The sequence below is a fragment of the Mesorhizobium australicum WSM2073 genome (assembly GCF_000230995.2).
In the GTDB taxonomy this organism is placed as follows: Bacteria; Pseudomonadota; Alphaproteobacteria; order Rhizobiales; family Rhizobiaceae; genus Mesorhizobium; species Mesorhizobium australicum.
In genome coordinates, this window is record NC_019973.1 from 2,370,281 (window position 1) to 2,387,766 (window position 17,486).

17 protein-coding genes and 1 pseudogene are annotated in these 17,486 nt (G+C 64.1%); 10 read left to right on the forward strand and 8 right to left on the reverse strand.

The genetic code is table 11. The features are described from left to right. The first annotated feature begins 16 nt into the window (after positions 1 to 16). Positions 17 to 382 (forward strand): alpha/beta fold hydrolase, encoded by a 366-nt coding sequence (locus MESAU_RS32185; protein WP_263489240.1) that lies wholly within the window; start codon positions 17 to 19, stop codon positions 380 to 382. Then, positions 373 to 849 carry an alpha/beta fold hydrolase gene (locus MESAU_RS32190; RefSeq protein WP_263489241.1) on the forward strand — a complete coding sequence of 159 codons (477 nt, stop codon included), beginning with the start codon at positions 373 to 375 and terminating at the stop codon, positions 847 to 849. Before MESAU_RS32185 ends, MESAU_RS32190 begins: the two co-directional genes overlap by 10 nt. Here MESAU_RS32190 and MESAU_RS11425 read toward each other — a convergent pair. Continuing rightward, positions 846 to 1,172: a hypothetical protein gene (locus tag MESAU_RS11425; protein WP_224622957.1), complete on the reverse strand. Its 327-nt coding sequence runs from the start codon at positions 1,170 to 1,172 to the stop codon at positions 846 to 848. The two genes, MESAU_RS32190 and MESAU_RS11425, sit on opposite strands and share 4 nt — an antisense overlap. Before the next feature lie 192 nt (positions 1,173 to 1,364). Here MESAU_RS11425 and ypfJ point away from each other — a divergent pair, with 192 nt between their 5' ends. Both ypfJ and MESAU_RS11435 read left to right on the forward strand, forming a co-directional pair. Continuing rightward, positions 1,365 to 2,288 (forward strand): KPN_02809 family neutral zinc metallopeptidase, encoded by a 924-nt coding sequence (gene ypfJ / locus MESAU_RS11430; protein ID WP_015316203.1) that lies wholly within the window; start codon positions 1,365 to 1,367, stop codon positions 2,286 to 2,288. A 157-nt stretch (positions 2,289 to 2,445) separates the two neighbouring features. After that, positions 2,446 to 3,711 carry a TCR/Tet family MFS transporter gene (locus MESAU_RS11435; RefSeq protein ID WP_015316204.1) on the forward strand — a complete coding sequence of 422 codons (1,266 nt, stop codon included), beginning with the start codon at positions 2,446 to 2,448 and terminating at the stop codon, positions 3,709 to 3,711. Between the two features lie 33 nt (positions 3,712 to 3,744). On the opposite strand, the gene carA is transcribed toward MESAU_RS11435, so the two are convergent. Continuing rightward, positions 3,745 to 4,950: a glutamine-hydrolyzing carbamoyl-phosphate synthase small subunit gene (gene carA, locus MESAU_RS11440; protein ID WP_015316205.1), complete on the reverse strand. Its 1,206-nt coding sequence runs from the start codon at positions 4,948 to 4,950 to the stop codon at positions 3,745 to 3,747. A 275-nt stretch (positions 4,951 to 5,225) separates the two neighbouring features. On the opposite strand from carA, the gene MESAU_RS11445 reads away from it, so the two are divergent. Beyond that, positions 5,226 to 5,675 (forward strand): GatB/YqeY domain-containing protein, encoded by a 450-nt coding sequence (locus MESAU_RS11445; RefSeq protein WP_015316206.1) that lies wholly within the window; start codon positions 5,226 to 5,228, stop codon positions 5,673 to 5,675. A gap of 64 nt (positions 5,676 to 5,739) precedes the next feature. On the opposite strand, the gene MESAU_RS11450 is transcribed toward MESAU_RS11445, so the two are convergent. Continuing rightward, the gene (locus tag MESAU_RS11450) at positions 5,740 to 6,657 is read right to left on the reverse strand and encodes a LysR family transcriptional regulator (RefSeq protein WP_015316207.1); all 918 of its coding nucleotides are present in this window, start codon (positions 6,655 to 6,657) and stop codon (positions 5,740 to 5,742) included. Between the two features lie 100 nt (positions 6,658 to 6,757). On the opposite strand from MESAU_RS11450, the gene MESAU_RS11455 reads away from it, so the two are divergent. Then, entirely contained in the window at positions 6,758 to 7,549 is a 792-nt protein-coding gene (locus MESAU_RS11455) for an alpha/beta fold hydrolase (protein WP_015316208.1), read from the forward strand. A gap of 27 nt (positions 7,550 to 7,576) precedes the next feature. Here MESAU_RS11455 and MESAU_RS11460 read toward each other — a convergent pair whose 3' ends face one another. Next, positions 7,577 to 8,560, reverse strand: coding sequence for a hypothetical protein (locus tag MESAU_RS11460; RefSeq protein ID WP_015316209.1), 984 nt, complete (start codon positions 8,558 to 8,560; stop codon positions 7,577 to 7,579). A 377-nt stretch (positions 8,561 to 8,937) separates the two neighbouring features. On the opposite strand from MESAU_RS11460, the pseudogene MESAU_RS11465 reads away from it, so the two are divergent. Both MESAU_RS11465 and MESAU_RS11470 read left to right on the forward strand, forming a co-directional pair. Beyond that, positions 8,938 to 9,647: pseudogene (locus MESAU_RS11465) on the forward strand (DNA helicase). 52 nt (positions 9,648 to 9,699) lie between these two features. After that, on the forward strand, positions 9,700 to 10,257 hold the full coding sequence (locus MESAU_RS11470; RefSeq protein ID WP_015316210.1) for a GNAT family N-acetyltransferase: 558 nt from the start codon (positions 9,700 to 9,702) through the stop codon (positions 10,255 to 10,257). Between the two features lie 52 nt (positions 10,258 to 10,309). On the opposite strand, the gene MESAU_RS11475 is transcribed toward MESAU_RS11470, so the two are convergent. The 4 genes from MESAU_RS11475 to MESAU_RS11490 all read right to left on the reverse strand — a co-directional run bounded on the left by MESAU_RS11475 (position 10,310) and on the right by MESAU_RS11490 (position 14,651). Next, entirely contained in the window at positions 10,310 to 11,347 is a 1,038-nt protein-coding gene (locus MESAU_RS11475; protein ID WP_015316211.1) for a DmpA family aminopeptidase, read from the reverse strand. A gap of 1 nt (position 11,348) precedes the next feature. After that, on the reverse strand, positions 11,349 to 12,533 hold the full coding sequence (locus MESAU_RS11480) for an MFS transporter (protein WP_015316212.1): 1,185 nt from the start codon (positions 12,531 to 12,533) through the stop codon (positions 11,349 to 11,351). A 113-nt stretch (positions 12,534 to 12,646) separates the two neighbouring features. Continuing rightward, the gene (locus tag MESAU_RS11485) at positions 12,647 to 12,856 is read right to left on the reverse strand and encodes a DUF2061 domain-containing protein (RefSeq protein ID WP_015316213.1); all 210 of its coding nucleotides are present in this window, start codon (positions 12,854 to 12,856) and stop codon (positions 12,647 to 12,649) included. A 130-nt stretch (positions 12,857 to 12,986) separates the two neighbouring features. Next, positions 12,987 to 14,651 (reverse strand): Na/Pi cotransporter family protein, encoded by a 1,665-nt coding sequence (locus MESAU_RS11490; protein WP_015316214.1) that lies wholly within the window; start codon positions 14,649 to 14,651, stop codon positions 12,987 to 12,989. A 379-nt stretch (positions 14,652 to 15,030) separates the two neighbouring features. Here MESAU_RS11490 and MESAU_RS11495 point away from each other — a divergent pair, with 379 nt between their 5' ends. Next, the gene (locus MESAU_RS11495) at positions 15,031 to 15,399 is read left to right on the forward strand and encodes an RcnB family protein (RefSeq protein WP_015316215.1); all 369 of its coding nucleotides are present in this window, start codon (positions 15,031 to 15,033) and stop codon (positions 15,397 to 15,399) included. Between the two features lie 144 nt (positions 15,400 to 15,543). Continuing rightward, a complete protein-coding gene (gene dnaG, locus MESAU_RS11500) occupies positions 15,544 to 17,478 on the forward strand; it encodes a DNA primase (RefSeq protein WP_015316216.1) in 1,935 nt (644 codons plus the stop codon). Positions 17,479 to 17,486 lie beyond the last annotated feature (8 nt).

Below are 17,486 nucleotides of genomic sequence, written 5' to 3' on the forward strand. Positions count from 1 at the left end.
TTCTGGACCGATGCGGATGACCATCGAGTGGCGCCCGCCTGAACGCTTTGTCTTTCAGGGACATTCGATTGCCTGGGGCGTCATGGGGGAAGGACCGCCCGCCGTCGTTCTCCACGGCACGCCATTCTCCTCGGTCGAGTGGCGCCGCATCGCGCCATGGCTGGCGAAGCAGCGACGCGTCCACTATTTCGACATGCTTGGCTATGGCTGGTCGGACAAGCCGGACGGCGATGTGTCGCGTGGCATGCAGAAAGAGCTGTTCGCGGCGCTCTATGCCCACTGGAAGCTGGAACGGCCCGACGTGGTCGCGCATGATTTCGGCGGATCGACCGCTCTGCGCGGTCATCTGCTCAACGGTTGGAGTTCCGCTCGATGGTGCTGATCGATCCAGTGGCGATCAGCCCGCAAGGTTCGCCGCTGGTCCAGGCAGCCAGGCAGAACGAGAAGGTTTTTGCCGGGCTGCCCGCATATGTCCACGAAGCGATCTTGCGGGCCTACATCGATGGCGCGACGGACAATTCGTTGCGCACAGACGAGATGCAGGCCTATCTGCGTCCATGGCTTGGCGACGAGGGCCAGAAGGCGTTCTGGAGGCAAGTCGCGCAGGTGGACGACAAGTACACGGAGGAAGTGGAGTGGCGATATGGCGAGATTCGCTGTCCGGTCACCATCCTGTGGGGCGAAAATGACGATTGGATCCCGATAAAGGACGGCCGGGAGCTGGCGCGGCGCATTCCCGGTGCGACGTTTCAGACAGTCGCCGGCGCCAAGCATCTCGTCCAGGAAGACGCGCCGGAGGCGATCGCCGCAACGGTCCTCCAGTTCTGGCGGAGCCTGGAAGGCGGCTAGGGCGGTTCAGCGTTTGATAGAACCGCCGGACCGGCCCAATTTCCTTCGCTGGTCTTCGGCTCGTCTGATATCTCGCGCTTGACCGTGTCGCGCACGCTGGCCAGCGCCGGCACCGAAAACTGGCTGCTATTGTCGGCGTCGCGGGTGAGGCCGAGCGTGGGACCGAGCAAATGGCTGATCGACAGGCCGCCGCGCTCCAGCGCCTGCAACGTGGCCGGATCGGTGACGGCGACGCTGGGATCGAGCGTCACCGCGCCGGCATTCGCAAGCCCGAGGCACGGCAACGCCACCGGCATCGACAGGAAACACCTGATCGTCCTCAAGCCTGGAACCCCCTTCCAATGCCGGCGATGCGACAGGCCTTGCGGCGCTCCCGGCCAGTGTGGTGGAGCGGCCATGCGGCGCTGCCTGGCCACAAAAATGCTGTGACTTGGAGCAACCATTGCGATACTTGTTTGTTGGATTGAGCCGGCCCTGCCGGAGCAATGGGGAAGTTTGCAGCACGAGGAGTTGCCATGCTCTGGAGAGGCCGTCGTCAGAGTGACAATATCGAGGACGACCGCAGCGATGGCGGCGGCGGCGGGATCGGTGGTGGTGGCGGCCAGTTCCGCATTCCGATCGGTGGCCGCGCCGGTGGCGGCGGTAGCATATTCCTCGTCATCCTGGTGGTGCTGGCAGGATGGTATTTCGGCTTTGATCCCTCAACGATCCTGGGCGGTGGCGACGGTGGCCTGCTGCCAGGCGGCGGTGGCCAGATATCGGACAACAGCGGCGGCCAGGACAGCGGCGCAACGCCAGCCAATGACGAGATGAAGCAGTTCGTGGCGACCGTGCTCGCCGAGACGGAAGACACCTGGACCGGCATCTTCAAGTCGCAAGGCCTGACCTATGAGGACCCGAAGCTGGTGCTGTTTTCCGGCCAGGTCCGCTCCGCCTGCGGCTTTGCCTCGGCGGCGGCGGGACCGTTCTATTGTCCGGGCGACCACAAGGTCTATCTCGACATGACCTTCTTCCAGCAGCTCGACCAGCAGTTCGGCGCTTCCGGCGAGTTCGCCCGCGCCTATGTCATCGCGCATGAGGTCGGCCACCACGTGCAGAACCTCACCGGCATCATGGGGAAGTTCAACCAGATGCGGCAAGGCATGAGCGAAGCCGATGCCAACCAGCTGTCGGTGCGCATCGAGTTGCAGGCCGACTGCTTCGCCGGCGTGTGGGCGCATTACACCGGGCAGAAGGGCATATTGGAGCAAGGCGACTTCGAAAGCGCGCTGAACGCGGCCAAGCAGATTGGCGACGATACGCTGCAGAAGAAGATGCAGGGCTATGTCGTGCCGGAAAGCTTCAACCACGGCACCTCGCAGCAGCGGCAGACCTGGCTGACACGCGGATACAAGAGCGGCAAGCTTTCGGACTGCAACACGATGAGCGGCCCGCTCTAAGCAGCCGTTTTCGGACATGGACCTGGCGGCCAACGCGCCGTCAGGGAGTGTCAGGATCAAAGCTTCCTGCCTGTTCCCGCACTGTTCCTTTCCGCGGGCTCGCCTATAAGGTGCGTCCGCCCGCGCCCCCCAGGCGGCCAGAGGAGCTTGACCCATCATGATCGATCCCAAAACCGCCAAGCGGGGCCTTGCGCTGGTTTTCACCACGCTGCTGCTCGATATCATCGGCTTCGGCATGATCATGCCGGTGCTGCCGGCCTTTCTCAGGGAATTGACCGGCGTCGGCATCAGCGAAGCGGCGATCGAGGGCGGCTGGCTGTTCTTCGTCTATGCGGCCATGCAGTTCTTCTTCGCGCCCATCATGGGCGGCCTGAGCGACCGATTCGGGCGGCGGCCGATCCTGCTCGCCTCGGTGTTGACCTTCTCCATCGACAATTTGATCTGTGCCATCGCCTGGTCCTATCCGATGCTTTTCATCGGCCGCGTCCTGGCCGGCATTTCGGGCGCCAGCTATTCGACGACGTCGGCCTTCATCGCCGATATTTCGAACGACGAGAACCGGGCGAAGAATTTCGGCCTGCTCGGCATCGCCTTCGGCGTCGGCTTCGTCATCGGGCCGGTGCTGGGCGGATTGCTCGGTACGTTCGGGCCGCGCGTGCCGTTCTTTTTCGCCGCCGGGCTCGCCTTCGTGAACTTCCTCATCGCAATGTTCTTCCTGCCCGAAACGCTCGATGAAAAGCACCGCCGCCGCTTCGAGTGGAAACGCGCCAACCCGGTCGGCACGCTTCTGCAGATGCGCCAATATCAGGGCATCGGCTGGATTGGGCTGGTCTTCTTCCTGATGACGCTCGGCCACATGATGTATCCGGCGGTGTGGTCGTTCGTCTCCAACTACCGCTACGGCTGGAGCGAGCAGCAGATCGGCTTCTCGCTCGGCGCTTTCGGCCTGTGCGGCGCCATCATCATGGGCACGGTGCTGCCGCGCGTCATCCCCAGGCTCGGCGAGTGGAGGACGGCGGTCATCGGCCTGACGTTCACCGCGGCCAGCGCCTTCGGCTATGCCTTCGCCTCGCAAGGCTGGATGGTCTACGCGGTGATCGTCGTCGGCTGCCTGGAAGCGCTGGCCGATCCGCCGCTGAGAAGCCTCGCCGCAGCCAAGGTTCCCCCTTCGGCACAAGGCGAATTGCAAGGCGCGATGACCTCGATCTTCTCGATCACCTCGATCGTCACGCCGCTGCTCTATACCGCGATCTTTTCCTGGTTCACCGGCCCCAGCGCGCCCGTCACCTTCGGCGGCGCGCCCTATCTGGTCGGTGCATGCTTCCTGGTGCTGGCGGTCATCGTCTTCGTCACCAAGGTGGCCAGGCCGGCGACGGTCATGACTGTCACGAACGATGTCGTGGAAGATGGAGCCCAGCTATGAGCCGGAGGCAAGTGAGGGGTGGCGCGACGCGTCTCAGGCCCTTTCCGCCAGCAATTCCTCGCCGCGCTTTTCGCGGATGAGGTTGACGAAGCGGCGGAACAGGTAGTGCGAATCCTGTGGGCCGGGCGAAGCCTCGGGGTGATGCTGGACCGAGAACACCGGGCGGCCGGTCAACGCGATGCCGCAATTCGAGCCGTCGAACAGCGAGACATGGGTTTCCTCGACACCCGCGGGCAGCGAGTCGGCATCGACGGCAAAGCCGTGGTTCATCGAAACGATCTCGACCTTGCCGGTGGTGTGATCCTTGACCGGATGGTTGGCGCCGTGATGGCCCTGGTGCATTTTGGCGGTCTTGCCGCCCAGCGCCAACGCCAGCATCTGGTGGCCGAGGCAAATGCCGAACACCGGAATGTCGGTCTTGAGCAGGTCCTGGATGACCGGCACGGCATAGTCGCCGGTGGCTTCCGGGTCGCCGGGGCCGTTGGAGAGGAAAATGCCGTCGGGCCGCATGGCGAGGATTTCTTCCGAACCGGTGCTGGCCGGAACCACCGTCACCTTGGCGCCCAGACCGGCGAGCAGCCGCAATATGTTGCGCTTGACGCCGTAGTCGATGGCGACGACGTGCAGCGAAGGCTCCGCCTGTTCGCCAAAGCCTTCGTTCCACGCCCAAGGCGTCTCGCGCCAGACAGAAGACTGGCCCGACGTGACCTCCTTGGCGAGATCGAGCCCGATCAGGCCCGACCATGCGGCGGCACGCCGCTTCAGGTCGTCGAGGTCGAAGACGCCGTCGGGCGCGTGGGCGATGACGGCATTGGGCATGCCCTTTTCGCGGATCAGCGCGGTGAGCGCGCGGGTGTCGATGCCCGACAGCGCGACGATGCCCCGCTTCTTCAGCCACTGGTCGAGATGGCCAGCGGCGCGGTAATTGGACGGGTTGGTGACGTCGGCCTTGAACACGGCACCGACGGCGCCGGCACGAGCGGCCGGATTGAGGTCTTCGATGTCCTCGCCATTGGTGCCGATATTGCCGATATGCGGGAAGGTGAAGGTGACGATCTGGCCGGCATAGGACGGGTCGGTGAGGATTTCCTGGTAGCCGGTAAGTGCCGTGTTGAAGCAGACCTCGGCGACCGCCGAGCCGGTGGCGCCGAGGCCGCGACCCTCGATGACGGTGCCGTCGGTCAGCACCAGAAGGGCGGTCGGCTTTTCAGTGGCCCAGGCGGGCGTCATCTCGGCCATGGCGGCACTCCTATCAAGCCGCGCGCTTCCATAGCCCGGCGGGCGTTGGCGCGGCAAACGGCGCGAAGCGGCGAATTCGCGGCCTCCACGCACCCAAGCTTCAGTTCATGCAAGGCCCAGTACATAGGGGAAGGGGACAGGGCGGTCAATGATCATGCGAAAGAGGGCCGCAATTTATTTCATTGAGGAATATCATAGGCTTGCCCGGGCATATCAGAGTTTGCGTTGGCCTGTCCCCGGCGCTATTGTCCGCGCCGACCGAAGGAGAGAGAGCAATGCGCGCGAAAATCGCCGAATCCCTGAAGACCGCGATGAAGGCGCAGGACAAGCACCGGCTGCCGACATTGCGGCTGATCCAAGCCGCCATCCACGACCGCGACATCGCCAATCGCGGTGCCGGCAAGGAACCCGCCAGCGATGAGGAAATCCTGCAGATCCTGGCCAAGATGGTGAAGCAGCGCGAGGAATCGGCCAAGGCGTTCGAGGACGGCAAGCGCCCGGAACTGGCCGCGCAGGAACGCGGCGAGATGGAGATCATCCGCGGCTTCCTGCCGACGCAGCTTGACGATGCGGCGGTCACGGCGGCGGCGCGCGAGGCGATAGCGGCGACCGGTGCGGCCAGCCAGAAGGACATGGGCAAGGTGATCGCGGCGCTGAAGCAGAAATATGCCGGCCAGATGGATTTCGGCAAGGCGAGCGGCATCGTCAAGGCGCTGCTGCAGTAGGGCTTTCTACTCTCGCATCGTCGGCTTCCAACACGGCCACTCGACGCCAAGGCGCGGCTTGCTGTTAGGCCCGAGGTTCCAATGCGCGGCGCAATGCCGGTGCTTCCTGCTGGATATGGTCCCACAAGCGATTGGCGATCGGGCCGTGCGGCCGGTCGCGGCGGCGCGCCACCACCAATTCGTCGGTGCGGCCCGGCAGATGGCTGCCGGCTATGGATATTAGCTGGCCGTCATGCAGCTCTTCAGCGATCAGGAAGTGAGGCAGGTGGCCCCAGCCGAGCCCTTGCAGGATGAGTTCCTTCTTCATGGCCTGATCGGGGACCAGGCATTGCGGCGCCCCCTCGGCTACGAAGTAATCCTGTCGTGGCGAATGCAGGGCGGTGTCGCGCATCACGCACTGGGTGAATGCCTGCATTTTCTCCAGTGTGACCGGTTGGTCGACGCGCTCCGGCAGAAAGCCCGGCGCCACGACGGGAATGAACGACACCTTGCTGAGATCGATCCATTCCACCCGTACGTCGCCCTTGTCGATCCAGTGCAGGATGAGATCGGCTTTGTCGTCAAAAAGGCGTTCCCACGGGCCGCCGACGGCTTCGAAATGGAGATGCAGCCGCGTGCCGGGGCACTGGGCGAAGAACCGCCCAAGCATGCCCAGTACGTGCGGGCGCGGGCAGAGGTCGCCGATCACGACGTGGATATCGCTTTCCTCGCCCATCGAGAGCTGGGCGGCGTGGACGCTCAGGCCTTCCAGTTCGCGCAGCAGCGATTGCGCCCGTCGATGGAACGACAGCCCCGCTTCGGTCGCCCGTACGCGATAGCCGCCGCGATCCAGGAGGACGAGATCAAGCTGTCGTTCGAGCCTGGCGACGGCGGCGAACACCGCCGGATGCGAGCGATGGAGCAGGGCCGCGGCCGGCTGAAAGCCGCCGCAGCGGATCACTGCGTCGAAGCACTGGAGGTCGTGCAAGGTGAATTCGGCCATGTCAGCTTTGATTACAGAGATTGTCTTATCTTTGTAATATCACCAAATCCCGGCCACAGCTACGCTTTGCCTCATTCAACGTTCCAAAAGGATTTTAATCATGAGTGAGCTGAATTTCGTGACTGTCGGCGACGGCACGCGCATCGCCTACCGGCTCGACGGTGACGCTGGGCAACCGGTGCTGGTGCTGTCCAACTCCATCGCCACGACGCTGCACATGTGGGATGGCCAGATCGGCGAACTGTCCAGGCATTTCCGCGTTCTGCGCTACGATTTTCGCGGCCATGGCGGATCGAGCGTGCCGGTCGGCGCCTATTCGCTCGACCGGCTTGGCCGCGACGTGATCGAACTCATCGACGCGCTCGGCCTTGGCCAGGTGCATTTCCTCGGCCTGTCGCTGGGCGGTTTCGTTGGGCAGTGGCTTGGCATCCACGCGCCCGAGCGGGTCGACCGGCTGATCCTGAGCAACACTTCATCTCACCTCTCGCCGGCAAGTTATTTCGACGAGCGGATCGCCGTCGTGCGGCAGGCGCCGGACATGTCGGAAACCGCCGAAGTGTTCCTCAACAACTGGTTCCCGGCCGGCATGGTGGCGGCCAACGAGCCCGTCATCGAGAAATTCCGCGCCATGTTGCTTGAGATCGACCGTCTGGGCCTGGCGGGTCTATTCGCCGCGGTTCGCGACGCCGACCTTCGCCGCACGGTGGCCCTGATCAACCGGCCGACATTGGTAATCGCCGGCCAGCATGACACGGTGACAGCGGCAAGCCACAGCGAACTGATCGCGGCAGCCGTGCCCGGGGCGAAGCTTGTCGTGCTGCCCGCGGTTCACCTGTCGAACGTGGAATACCCCACCGAGTTCATGCAGGCCGTGCTCGATTTCCTGCACTGAGCCGGAGCAGGGGGCCGTGGGTCCATCTCACGGCTCCTTGCAGATCGGCAGTGGCTGCGGCGGCGCCGCCGGATGGTCCTTCTTGTACTGGGCAATGACCGGCTCAAGGGTTTTTCGCGGCCAGAATTTCGGCGTACCGATCTCTTTCAGGCAGGATGCGTTCCAGTAGGTGCCTGAACCGGAATGGCCGTTTGCCACGGCGGCGATGTCGCGCGATTCCGGATAGATATAGAGCGTGGTGGGGTTGTCCTTCACCATCGAGATGAGCTGCCTGGCATCGGCCGGCGACCAGCTGGTGCAGCCATTGCTGCGGCCGCCGGCATAGTCCACCAGCTTGCCGAACGGCACGAAGCCGTCATGGTCGGCATAGGAACTGCTCGGGCTCTTGCGCAGGCACATGCCGCGCAGCACCTGCGCCGCGTGGCCGCCGATCACGCGCTGCCTTGCGTTGGCGGCTTCGCCTTCGCCGTCGAACTGGATGAAAGTGCGCTGGAAGGCCACGTCCTGTTTGGCGCCGATGCGATAATAGCCCTTGAACGAGGTTTTCGCCTCGCGGGTCATGTAGGGACCGCCGGCGGTAAGTTCCGAATCCATGGCATTGCCGAAATTCCTGGCGCAGCGCCTGCCATTGGAGAAATCCACCGTGCCTTTCAGGTTGCGGCCGCCGCCGTGACCCGACGAAATCGCGCGAAACGACTGGCTGGCTTCGCATACGACATAGTAGCGGCGCCCGAGCACGCCATTGCCCAAATCGCCGGGACGGGTGGCGTCCATGGCGAAGTAGCAGGGGTTCCGGACGACACCCTGCGCGACCTTTTTCAGGTAAAGCGCGCGCGCCCGCTCCAGCACCACTTGTGAAATCTGGCCATCGCCATCTCCGACATGGGCCTGCAGCCAGGCCGGAATGGCCGATGGCGCGGCAAAGGACCGGGCCGATGCCATCAAGGCCATGACGACGACGAGGAGACCGAGGAACGTAACGACCCCCAACGGGACAGATCTCAACCGCACCGGACCCATTCTCCTGTCGAAGCCGTTTGTGATCCCTGCGGAATCACCCGAGGCGATCATAAAACGCGGCGCGCCGTCAGGCGAAACACATCTTGTTTAGCGCACCGGCAAGTAGGCGCGAAAAGACCAGGCCGACGCGCAACCCTCCATAAACGGACATGCTGGGTCAAGGCTTGCGGCGGGAGCCTCCATATCTACGAACGCCCGATTTTCGAGCCGGCTCGATTGGGCTATGATCTGATTCTGGCGCGGCCCACGCCTCCTCCCTCCGCCGGGAAAGCATCGTTCATGCGGGGCCATCCAATCACCGCACCGACTGTTCGAGCACCAGGCATAAGGAGGGGTTGCAAAAACTGCTCGCACCAGGAGGTTTTGCGATGAGGCTGTTTTGGCCCGTCTATCATCTGAAGCGTCAAGCCAGGCTGTTGTCCCGCGAGGTGAAGATACCGCTCCACCAGGCGCTCGACCGTATCGCGGCACAAGAAGGTTTCGCGAGCTGGAGCCTGCTTGCGGCGAAGGCCGCGGAAACTGGGCCCGCAGGCAGATTGTTTGCACAACTGGCGCCCGGCGACCTCTTGCTGGTCGGCGCCCGGCCGGGCCAGGGCAAGACGCTGATGAGCCTGGAACTGGCGGTCGAAGCCATGAGGCGCGGCCGGCGCAGCGTGTTCTTCACGTTGGAATATACGCAGGCGGACATTCTCGACCGCTTCCGCGCGATCGGGGTCGAGCCACGGCAATTCGAGGGTCGGTTCGAATTCGACAGTTCCGATGCCATCTCGGCTGACTACATGGTGGCGCGGCTGACCTCGGCCGGAGCCGGCACGCTGGTGGTGATCGACTACCTGCAATTGCTCGACCAGAAGCGGAAAATCCGGATCTGATGATCCAGGTACGCAGGCTGCGATCATTCGCGCGCGACAGGGGGCTTATCCTGGTCTTCATCGCGCAGGTCGACCGTTCGTACGAACTGTCGAAAAAACCAGTCCCCGATATCGACGATATCAGGCTGCCCAATCCGCTCGACCTGTCGCTGTTCAGCAAGACCTGCTTCCTGAACAAGGGAGAGATACACTTCCAGGCGGCTTGAGCCCCCTGCTGTCCAAGGCTATGCCTGCAGCGTTTTTCAGGAGGCATCGATCATGGTCGAGATCGTCAAACCGGCGCTTGAACATCTGCCGAGCTACAAGGCGGCGCTCGAAAGCGGCTGGTCGCCGGACAATGTGCGGCTCCTGGACGCGACGCGCGAGCAGCTTGCGGCAATAGAGGAAGACCCGGCGGCGTTCCTGGCCAGCCTCGACGATCCCGAAGCCAAGGGGCCGCCCATCGCCTTGCCCGACGGGACACGGGTGCCACGCCTGCCGGGCTTCCGCCGCTGGATCTGGGACGGCGAGGCGGCGGGCTCGATCGGCTTTCGCTGGCAGAAGGGCACGGCGGAACTGCCTTCGCACGTGCTTGGTCATATCGGCTACGCCGTCGTGCCCTGGAAGCGGCAGCGCGGCTACGCCACCGAAGCGTTGCGGCTGATGCTGGACGAGGCGAGGGCGGTAGGCCTTCCCCATATCGAGATCACCGCCAAGCCGGGCAATCCGGCCTCGCACAAGGTGATCCTGGCCAATGGCGGCAAACTCGTCGAGCGCTTCTTCGAGGACGCCGCCTATGGCGGGGTGCAGAGCCTGCGGTTCCGGATCGATTTGTAAGAGGCGGTTTGGAAACTCCACGCCGGCGGCCATCTGATGGCGTTTTCCGCGCCTATCGCCTTTCGGGCTGGTCGCACAGCCAGTCGGCGAGCGATGCGCGATGCGTGCCGGCCCTGCCGGTGAATGCCTCGGCGGACAGCATGGAGTTCAACACCGCCTCCTGCGTCGCCTCCGCCGCCGCCCGGAAGAGAATATCGACGCGTGCTTCGTTGAGCGCGAGCAGCGGCACCAGATCTCGGTTTTCATCGTGGTCGACCGGGTTGCCGGTGCTGAAGGCGATGGCGATGTCCCCGCTGCCATTGCCCCAGAAGGAGCCGAGCCTGGCGATGCCGGCGCCCGCACGGCGCGCCAGGCGCTCGAGCTGGCGGTGTTCGAGCGGCACATCGGTCGCCAGAACGACGATGATCGAGCCGCGTTCGGCCTCGGCCTGCCGCCTGGGGTCGGGCCGGCGCCCATCGGGCAGGACGAGGTCGCCGGCCCTGCCGAAATTCGACAGGACGAGAACGCCAAGATGATGTCCGCCGGCGAGCGCGATTTTCCTGGAGGCCGAGCCGACGCCGCCCTTGAAGCCGAAGCAGCTCATTCCCGTTCCGGCGCCGACATTGCCCTGTTCGAACGCGCCTTCTCGGGCATCCGCCAGCGCGGCAAGGGCATGCTGCTCTGATATCGCCATGGCCTGGATGTCGTTCAAGGGACCGTCATTGCATTCACCGACCACCGGATTGACCGTTCCGGTGGTGCGGCCGATATCGGGGTTCTGGCGGATGGCGTCACGGATCAGCGCCGTGGCGCAGGTGCCGACCGAAAGCGTGTTGGTCAAGAGAATAGGCGTCTCGATGGTGCCGAGTTCCTTGACCTGCATCAGCCCGACGGTCTTGCCGAAGCCGTTGATGACATGGCTTGCCGCCATCACCTTGGTGCGGAACAGGTTTCCGCCATGCGGCAGGATCGCGGTCACGCCGGTGTTGATGTCGCCGTCGCGCAGCGTGCAGTGACCGACGCGCACGCCAGGCACGTCGGTGATCGCGTTTTGCGTGCCCGCCGGCAAGATGCCGCAGGTCAGGCCGAAATCGGCGACAGTCCTTGCCATGTTATTCGGCGGCCGCCGGTACTGGCGGGCCGATGTCGCTGCGCCGTTCCCAAAGATGGGAGATGACAGCCACGATGACGGCGACCAGCATCGCAGAGGCGCCAACAAGCGACAGGCTGCGATAGCCGTAGCCGGCATTGAGCATGGCGGCGCCCAGCGATGCGGCCAGCGCGATGCCAATATTGAAGCCGGACGGGATGAGCGAGGCGGCGAGGTTCGAGGCGTCCGCCGTCCAGGCCAGGATCCGGGTCTGGATCGGCGTGCCGATGGCGAAGTTGAGGCCGCCCCAGACGATGATCGCGACGACCATCGGCACGGGATAGGGGCTGACGGCATAGATGATGGCCAGCGTCACCGCCTGCAGGGCAAGCATGGCTATCAGCGACGGCATCAGTTTCCAGTCGGACAGTTTGCCGCCCAGGAAGACGCCAAGCGTGGCGCCGACGCCGTTGAGCAGCAGCACCCAGGGCACCAGGTTTTCATCGAGCCCGGTGACCTCCAGCAGCGTCGGGGTGATGTAGGTGAACAGGCAGAACTGGCCGAGCATCAGCATCAGCATCAGGATCAGCGAAGTCCAGACCTGCTGGCGCGCCAGGACGCGGACCTCGCTGGCAAGGCTCGCCGACCTGGCCTGATATCCGGTGGTGCGCGGCAGCAAGGCCGCCATGGCGAGCGTTGCCGCCACGCCCAGCGCGCACATCACCCAGAAGGTCGCGCGCCAGCCCCAGATGTTGCCGATGGCGGTGCCGGCCGGCACGCCGATGACGTTGGAGACGGTGAGACCCGACAGGATGACGGCGACCGCCATGCCGCGCTGATCCTCGCGCACAAGGCCGACGGCGACCACCATGGCGACGCCGAAATAGGCGCCATGCGCGACAGCCACGGCAATGCGCAGCAACAGCATCGAGGCGAAGTCGGGTGCCAGCGCGCAGGCCGCCTGGCCGAGGGTGAAGACGACGGCGAGGCCAAGCAGCAAGGTCTTGCGCGATAGGCTCTTGGTGGCAAGCGCCAGCAGCGGCCCGCCGATGGCGATGCCGCAGGCATAGCCGGAGACGAGATAGCCGGCGGAAGGAACCGAAACGCCTAGCCCCTGCGCCACCTGCGGCAGCACGCCGGCGATGACGAATTCGGTGGTGCCGAAAGCGAAGGCGGCGATGAACAGGGCGATGAGCGGCAGCGACATGAAAAGGAACCCCCGAATGCAGGGCTCAAACCATGGATGGCCGTAGCAGGCAATCCAGAAATTTTTGTCGCCGGTTTAGGTTTTCTTGACGGGACCCATCGATCGCAAGCCCATCAGGTGACGGACTTGCGTCCGTAAGGAATCTTCAGCCATGCCCGCTCATGAAAATAATAGAGCAGCGACTTGGTGAAGACCTCCGTCACCCCGATGGCGGCCGCAAGCTTGATGCTTCCGGTCACCACCAGCGAGATGATCATCGTATCGATGGTGCCGGTCACGCGCCAGGAAAGCGCCTTGGCGAAACTGCGCGAATGGGTATCCATCGATTTCCTCCCGGTGGAAACGGATGCTTAGCCGACGGATGGCTGGATAAGCAAAGGCTAAATTTGGCGCTCTTTCCCGAATGATGGAAGCGTGTTCCAAATCGGTGCGATTGCAGGAAGCTTCCGCCGGTCAGCTCGCCTTCAGCCGCGATCCCGTGAGCAGGCCGCGCTCTTCCAGAACCGGGTAGGCCATCGAGGCCAGCAGCGAGTTGATCTGCTTCAGGTCGCGGATGGTGTCGAGGTGGATCGAGCTGGTTTCGACGCTTTTGGCGGTGCCTTCGCGCAGGCGCATAAAATGGCTGGCGCTGGTTTCCTTCTCGCGGTCGCGCAGCCGGTCCTTTTCCAGCACGAGCTGGCGCGCGGTTTCGGGATCGCGCGAGACCAGGACGTTGAAGGCGAGCCGGGCATTGGCCAACACCGAGCCATGGAAGGCGCACAATTCGCTCCAGCCTTCGTCGGTGAATTCCAGCCCGCGGTCGAATTTCTTCTTCACATGCACCAGCATGTTGCGCACGATGATGTCGCCGACCTGCTCGAGCTTGACGCAGGCGCCGATCAGCTCCTGGCAGCGCAGCGCCTCGTCTTCGGTCATCGGATTCCTGGTGACCTTGGCGAGGTAGAGCTTTATGGCCGCGTGCCTGCGGTCGACACGGTCGTCGAGGGCCGCCAGCGCCTTGATCTTGTCCGAGTCGGCGTCCTCATAGAGTTCGATGATGCGCTTGAGCATGATCTCGACCGTCTCGCAGACACGCACCACCTCGCGTGTGGCGTTGGCCAGGGCCTGGCTCGGCACATCGATCGCGCTTTCGTTGAGCGCCGACAGTTCGACTACGTCGAGCGCAGCGGCCGGCGCCGGTTTGGCGCCGAGCGCCACGATCCTTTCGGAGGCTCGGTAGACCAGACCGGCCAGCGGCAGGCCGGCGAGCAGGATGACCACGTTGAACAGGATATGGGCGTTGACGATCTGATCGGCCGCCGTCGGGCCGAGGAAGGCAACATGCGGCCGGAAGATCATGAACAGGATCAGCATGACCAGCGAACCCAGGCCGCGCATCAAAAGGTTGCCGACCGGCACGACGCGCACTTCGGGACTGGCCGAGCGTGTCAGCATCGGCGCGATCAGCGACGAACCGAGATTGACGCCGAGGATGAGGACAAGGCCGAGTTCAGGGCTGATCAGCCCACGGCCGGCCAGCGTCGCCATCAACAGCACCGCCGCGATGCTCGACTGGAACAGCCAGGTGATCACTGCCGCCAGCAGGTAGGCGGTGATGGAATCGGTGGAGAAGTAATTGAGGATGACCGGCAGCAGTTGGCTGTTGCGCAGCGGCTCGGACGCCTGGCCGATCATTTCGAGGGACAGGATCAGGAGACCGATGCCGACCAGGATGCGGCCGGTCTGGCGCCAGTCGCGCCGCTCCGTGGCCATGAACATCACCGTGCCGGCAATCAGGCAGAGCGGCACCAACAGCGTGAGGTCGAAGGTCAGAAGCTTGACCACCAGAGCCGAGCCGATCTCGGCGCCACGCACGGCCAACTGACCGGCGGCGCCCGAGACGATGCCTGAACCGGCGAAGGAGCCGACCAGCAAGGTGACGGCGGTGGAGCTTTGCAGCGCGATCGCAAGGCCGGTGCCGGCCAGCACCGCCATGATCGGATTGCGCATGGTGGCGCGCAGGCGATGACGCAGCACGTCGCCATAGGCCCGCTCGACGCCGGTCTTGACCAGGCGGGTGGCAAACAGCATCAGCGCCACCGCGCCGGCCAGATGCAGAAGGACGACGGAGCCGCTCATCGCGGCGCCTGCATGCCGGCATGGCGCGTGCGGCGGGCAGCATGGCGACCGGTGGTTAAAGCGAGGGTACGAATCATGGTCATGGCAGCCTTGGAATATAGTCGGAATATTTTAGCCGGATAATAAAAATTTGTCGATTTCAAGGGCTCGCCGCGAGGCGACGGCCGGTGTCGGAAAATGGACGGGCCCCCAAATGGTTGCACGGGCTTGAGCCGTGGATCGGGCGGACCTGGGAGGGTGTTGGCGCCGCTGCTTGCGCTTATGTTCAAATATTCGGACTAAGCAGCGAGATTCATTACGCAATTGTAATGCTGACGTTCAGTTTCGGTTCATCCCTTGGCCGCTATTCCTCTGGCATCGACAACCAAGGAGACTTCCCATGAAACGCATTGTGCTTTCCGCTCTGGCTTTCTCGATGCTGGCCGCCACCTCACTCACCGGCCAGGCAGCGCCGATGAATGCTCCGGTCGCGCCGCAGTCGAACTACACGAAGGTCGACTGGCAGAGGCCCGGCGACCACCGGGATATGAAAAAGCGTGTCTTCAAGAAGAAGGTCGTGGTGAAGCGGAACAACTGGCGCAATGGCCAGAAATATTCCGGCTGGAGGCAGCACCGGCCGATCCGCGACTATGGCCGCTATGGCCTGCACCGTCCCGGCCGCGGCCAGGAGTGGATCCGCGTCGGCAACGACTATGTGCTGGTCGGCATCCTCTCCGGCGTCATCTTCGGCGCGCTTGCCGCGCAGTAAGTTCCGACTGGTGCCGGACTGAAAAAGAAAGGCGGTCCGCAATGGCCGCCTTTCTTTCTGGCCTGTGGAAACCGAGCATCGTCCGCATTAGGGGTCGTCTGAGATCGCGCGCATGATTATATGGTGGGAAAACGAGTTCTCTCAATGCGCTTTCCACCCGCCTTTCTCGACGAGATCCGCGACCGCGTGCCGATTTCATCGGTCATCGGCCAGCGCGTCGCGTGGGATCGCAAGAAGACCAATGCCTCGCGTGGCGATTATTGGGCGTGCTGCCCGTTTCATGGCGAAAAGAGCCCGTCTTTCCACTGCGAGGACAAGAAGGGGCGTTACCACTGTTTCGGCTGCTCGGTCTCGGGCGACCATTTCAAGTTCCTCACCGAACTCGAGGGATTGAGCTTTCCCGAGGCCGTCGAGAAGATCGCCGACATGGCCGGCGTGCCGATGCCGGTTCGCGATGCGCAGGAAGAGCGGCGCGAGAAGGAACGCGCCAGCCTGACCGACGTCATGGAAATGGCGACCGTCTTCTTCCAGGAACGCCTGCAAGGGCCTGAAGGCGCCAAAGCCCGCGCCTATCTGCGCGACCGTGGGCTGACGCCGGCGACGCAGCAGTCGTTCCGGCTCGGCTTCGCGCCCGACAGCCGCAATGCGCTGAAGGAACATCTGGCGGCCAAGGGCGTGCCGAAGGCCGATATCGAGGCCTGCGGGCTGGTGCGCCATGGCGACGATATCCCGGTCTCCTATGACTGGTTCCGCGACCGCATCATGTTTCCGATCCCGGATTCGCGCGGCAAGATCATCGCCTTCGGTGGCCGCGCGCTGGCGCCCGACGCGCTCGCCAAATACATGAACTCGCCCGACACCGAGCTCTTCCACAAGGGCAATGTCCTCTACAATTTCGCCCGCGCCCGCAAGGCATTGGCGAAAGGCGGTACGGTCATCGCCGTCGAGGGCTACATGGACGTGATCGCGCTGGCGCAGGCCGGCTTCGAGAATGTCGTGGCGCCCCTCGGTACCGCGCTTACCGAAAACCAGCTCGAATTGTTGTGGCGCATGGCGCCGGAGCCGATGCTGTGCTTCGACGGCGACAAGGCCGGGCTGAAGGCGGCGTGGCGGGCCGCCGACATGGCGCTTCCGTCGGTACAGGCCGGACGCTCGGCGCGCTTCGCGCTGCTGCCGGAAGGCAAGGATCCCGACGACCTGGTCAAGGCCGAGGGGCCGGATGCCTTCCGCGCCGTGCTGGCCGATGCGCGGCCGCTGGTCGACCTCCTGTGGATGCGGGAGACTGCGGGCGGTGTCTTCGACACACCGGAGCGGCGGGCGGAATTGGGACAGACGCTGCGGGAACTCAGCAGCCGCATCCGCGACGAAAGCACGCGCTACCACTACCAGCAGGAAATGCGCGAGCGGGTGCTGAGCTTCTTCGGCTCCCAGCGCAATGCGCGCCAAGGCCGCCAGGACTGGAGACCGGGGCAGGGCAAGGCAACCGCACCCGGTGGCCAATTCGCCAAGCCGGGTGGCGGCCGCATGGCGATCACCGAAAGCCTCGGCCAGTCGGCGCTGGTCAAGCGCGGCAGCGAAGGGATGTCGGTGCGCGAGGCGACGATCATCGTCGCCTTGATCAACCATCCGGCGCTGATCGACGAGAACTTCGCTCATGTCGAGTTCCTCGATCTGGCCAATTCCGATCTGACTCGGCTGCATGCCGCCATCCTCGATGCTATGGCGCATGACATGGCCAACGACCGCCACGCCGTGGTGGCGACGATCGAGCGGGCCGGCTGCGCCGAGATCTGGGAGCGCGCCGTCGGCCTGATCAAGCGGGCGCGGCAATGGCCGGCGCTGGAGACGGCGGCGCTCGAGGACGCCCGCGACGCCCTGAACCAGGCGTTGCACTTGCAGCGCAGCGCGCGCACCTTACATAAGGAACTGAAACAGGCGGAAGCGGCGCTCGAGGCGGATCCTTCGGACGAAAATTTCCGCCATCTGATCGAAATTCAGGCGCAGTTTCAGGATGTACAAGCGACGGAAGCGCTGATCGAAGGATTTGGCGTTTCGTCGGGCAGGGCTGGGCGAGCCTAAGTGCAGCT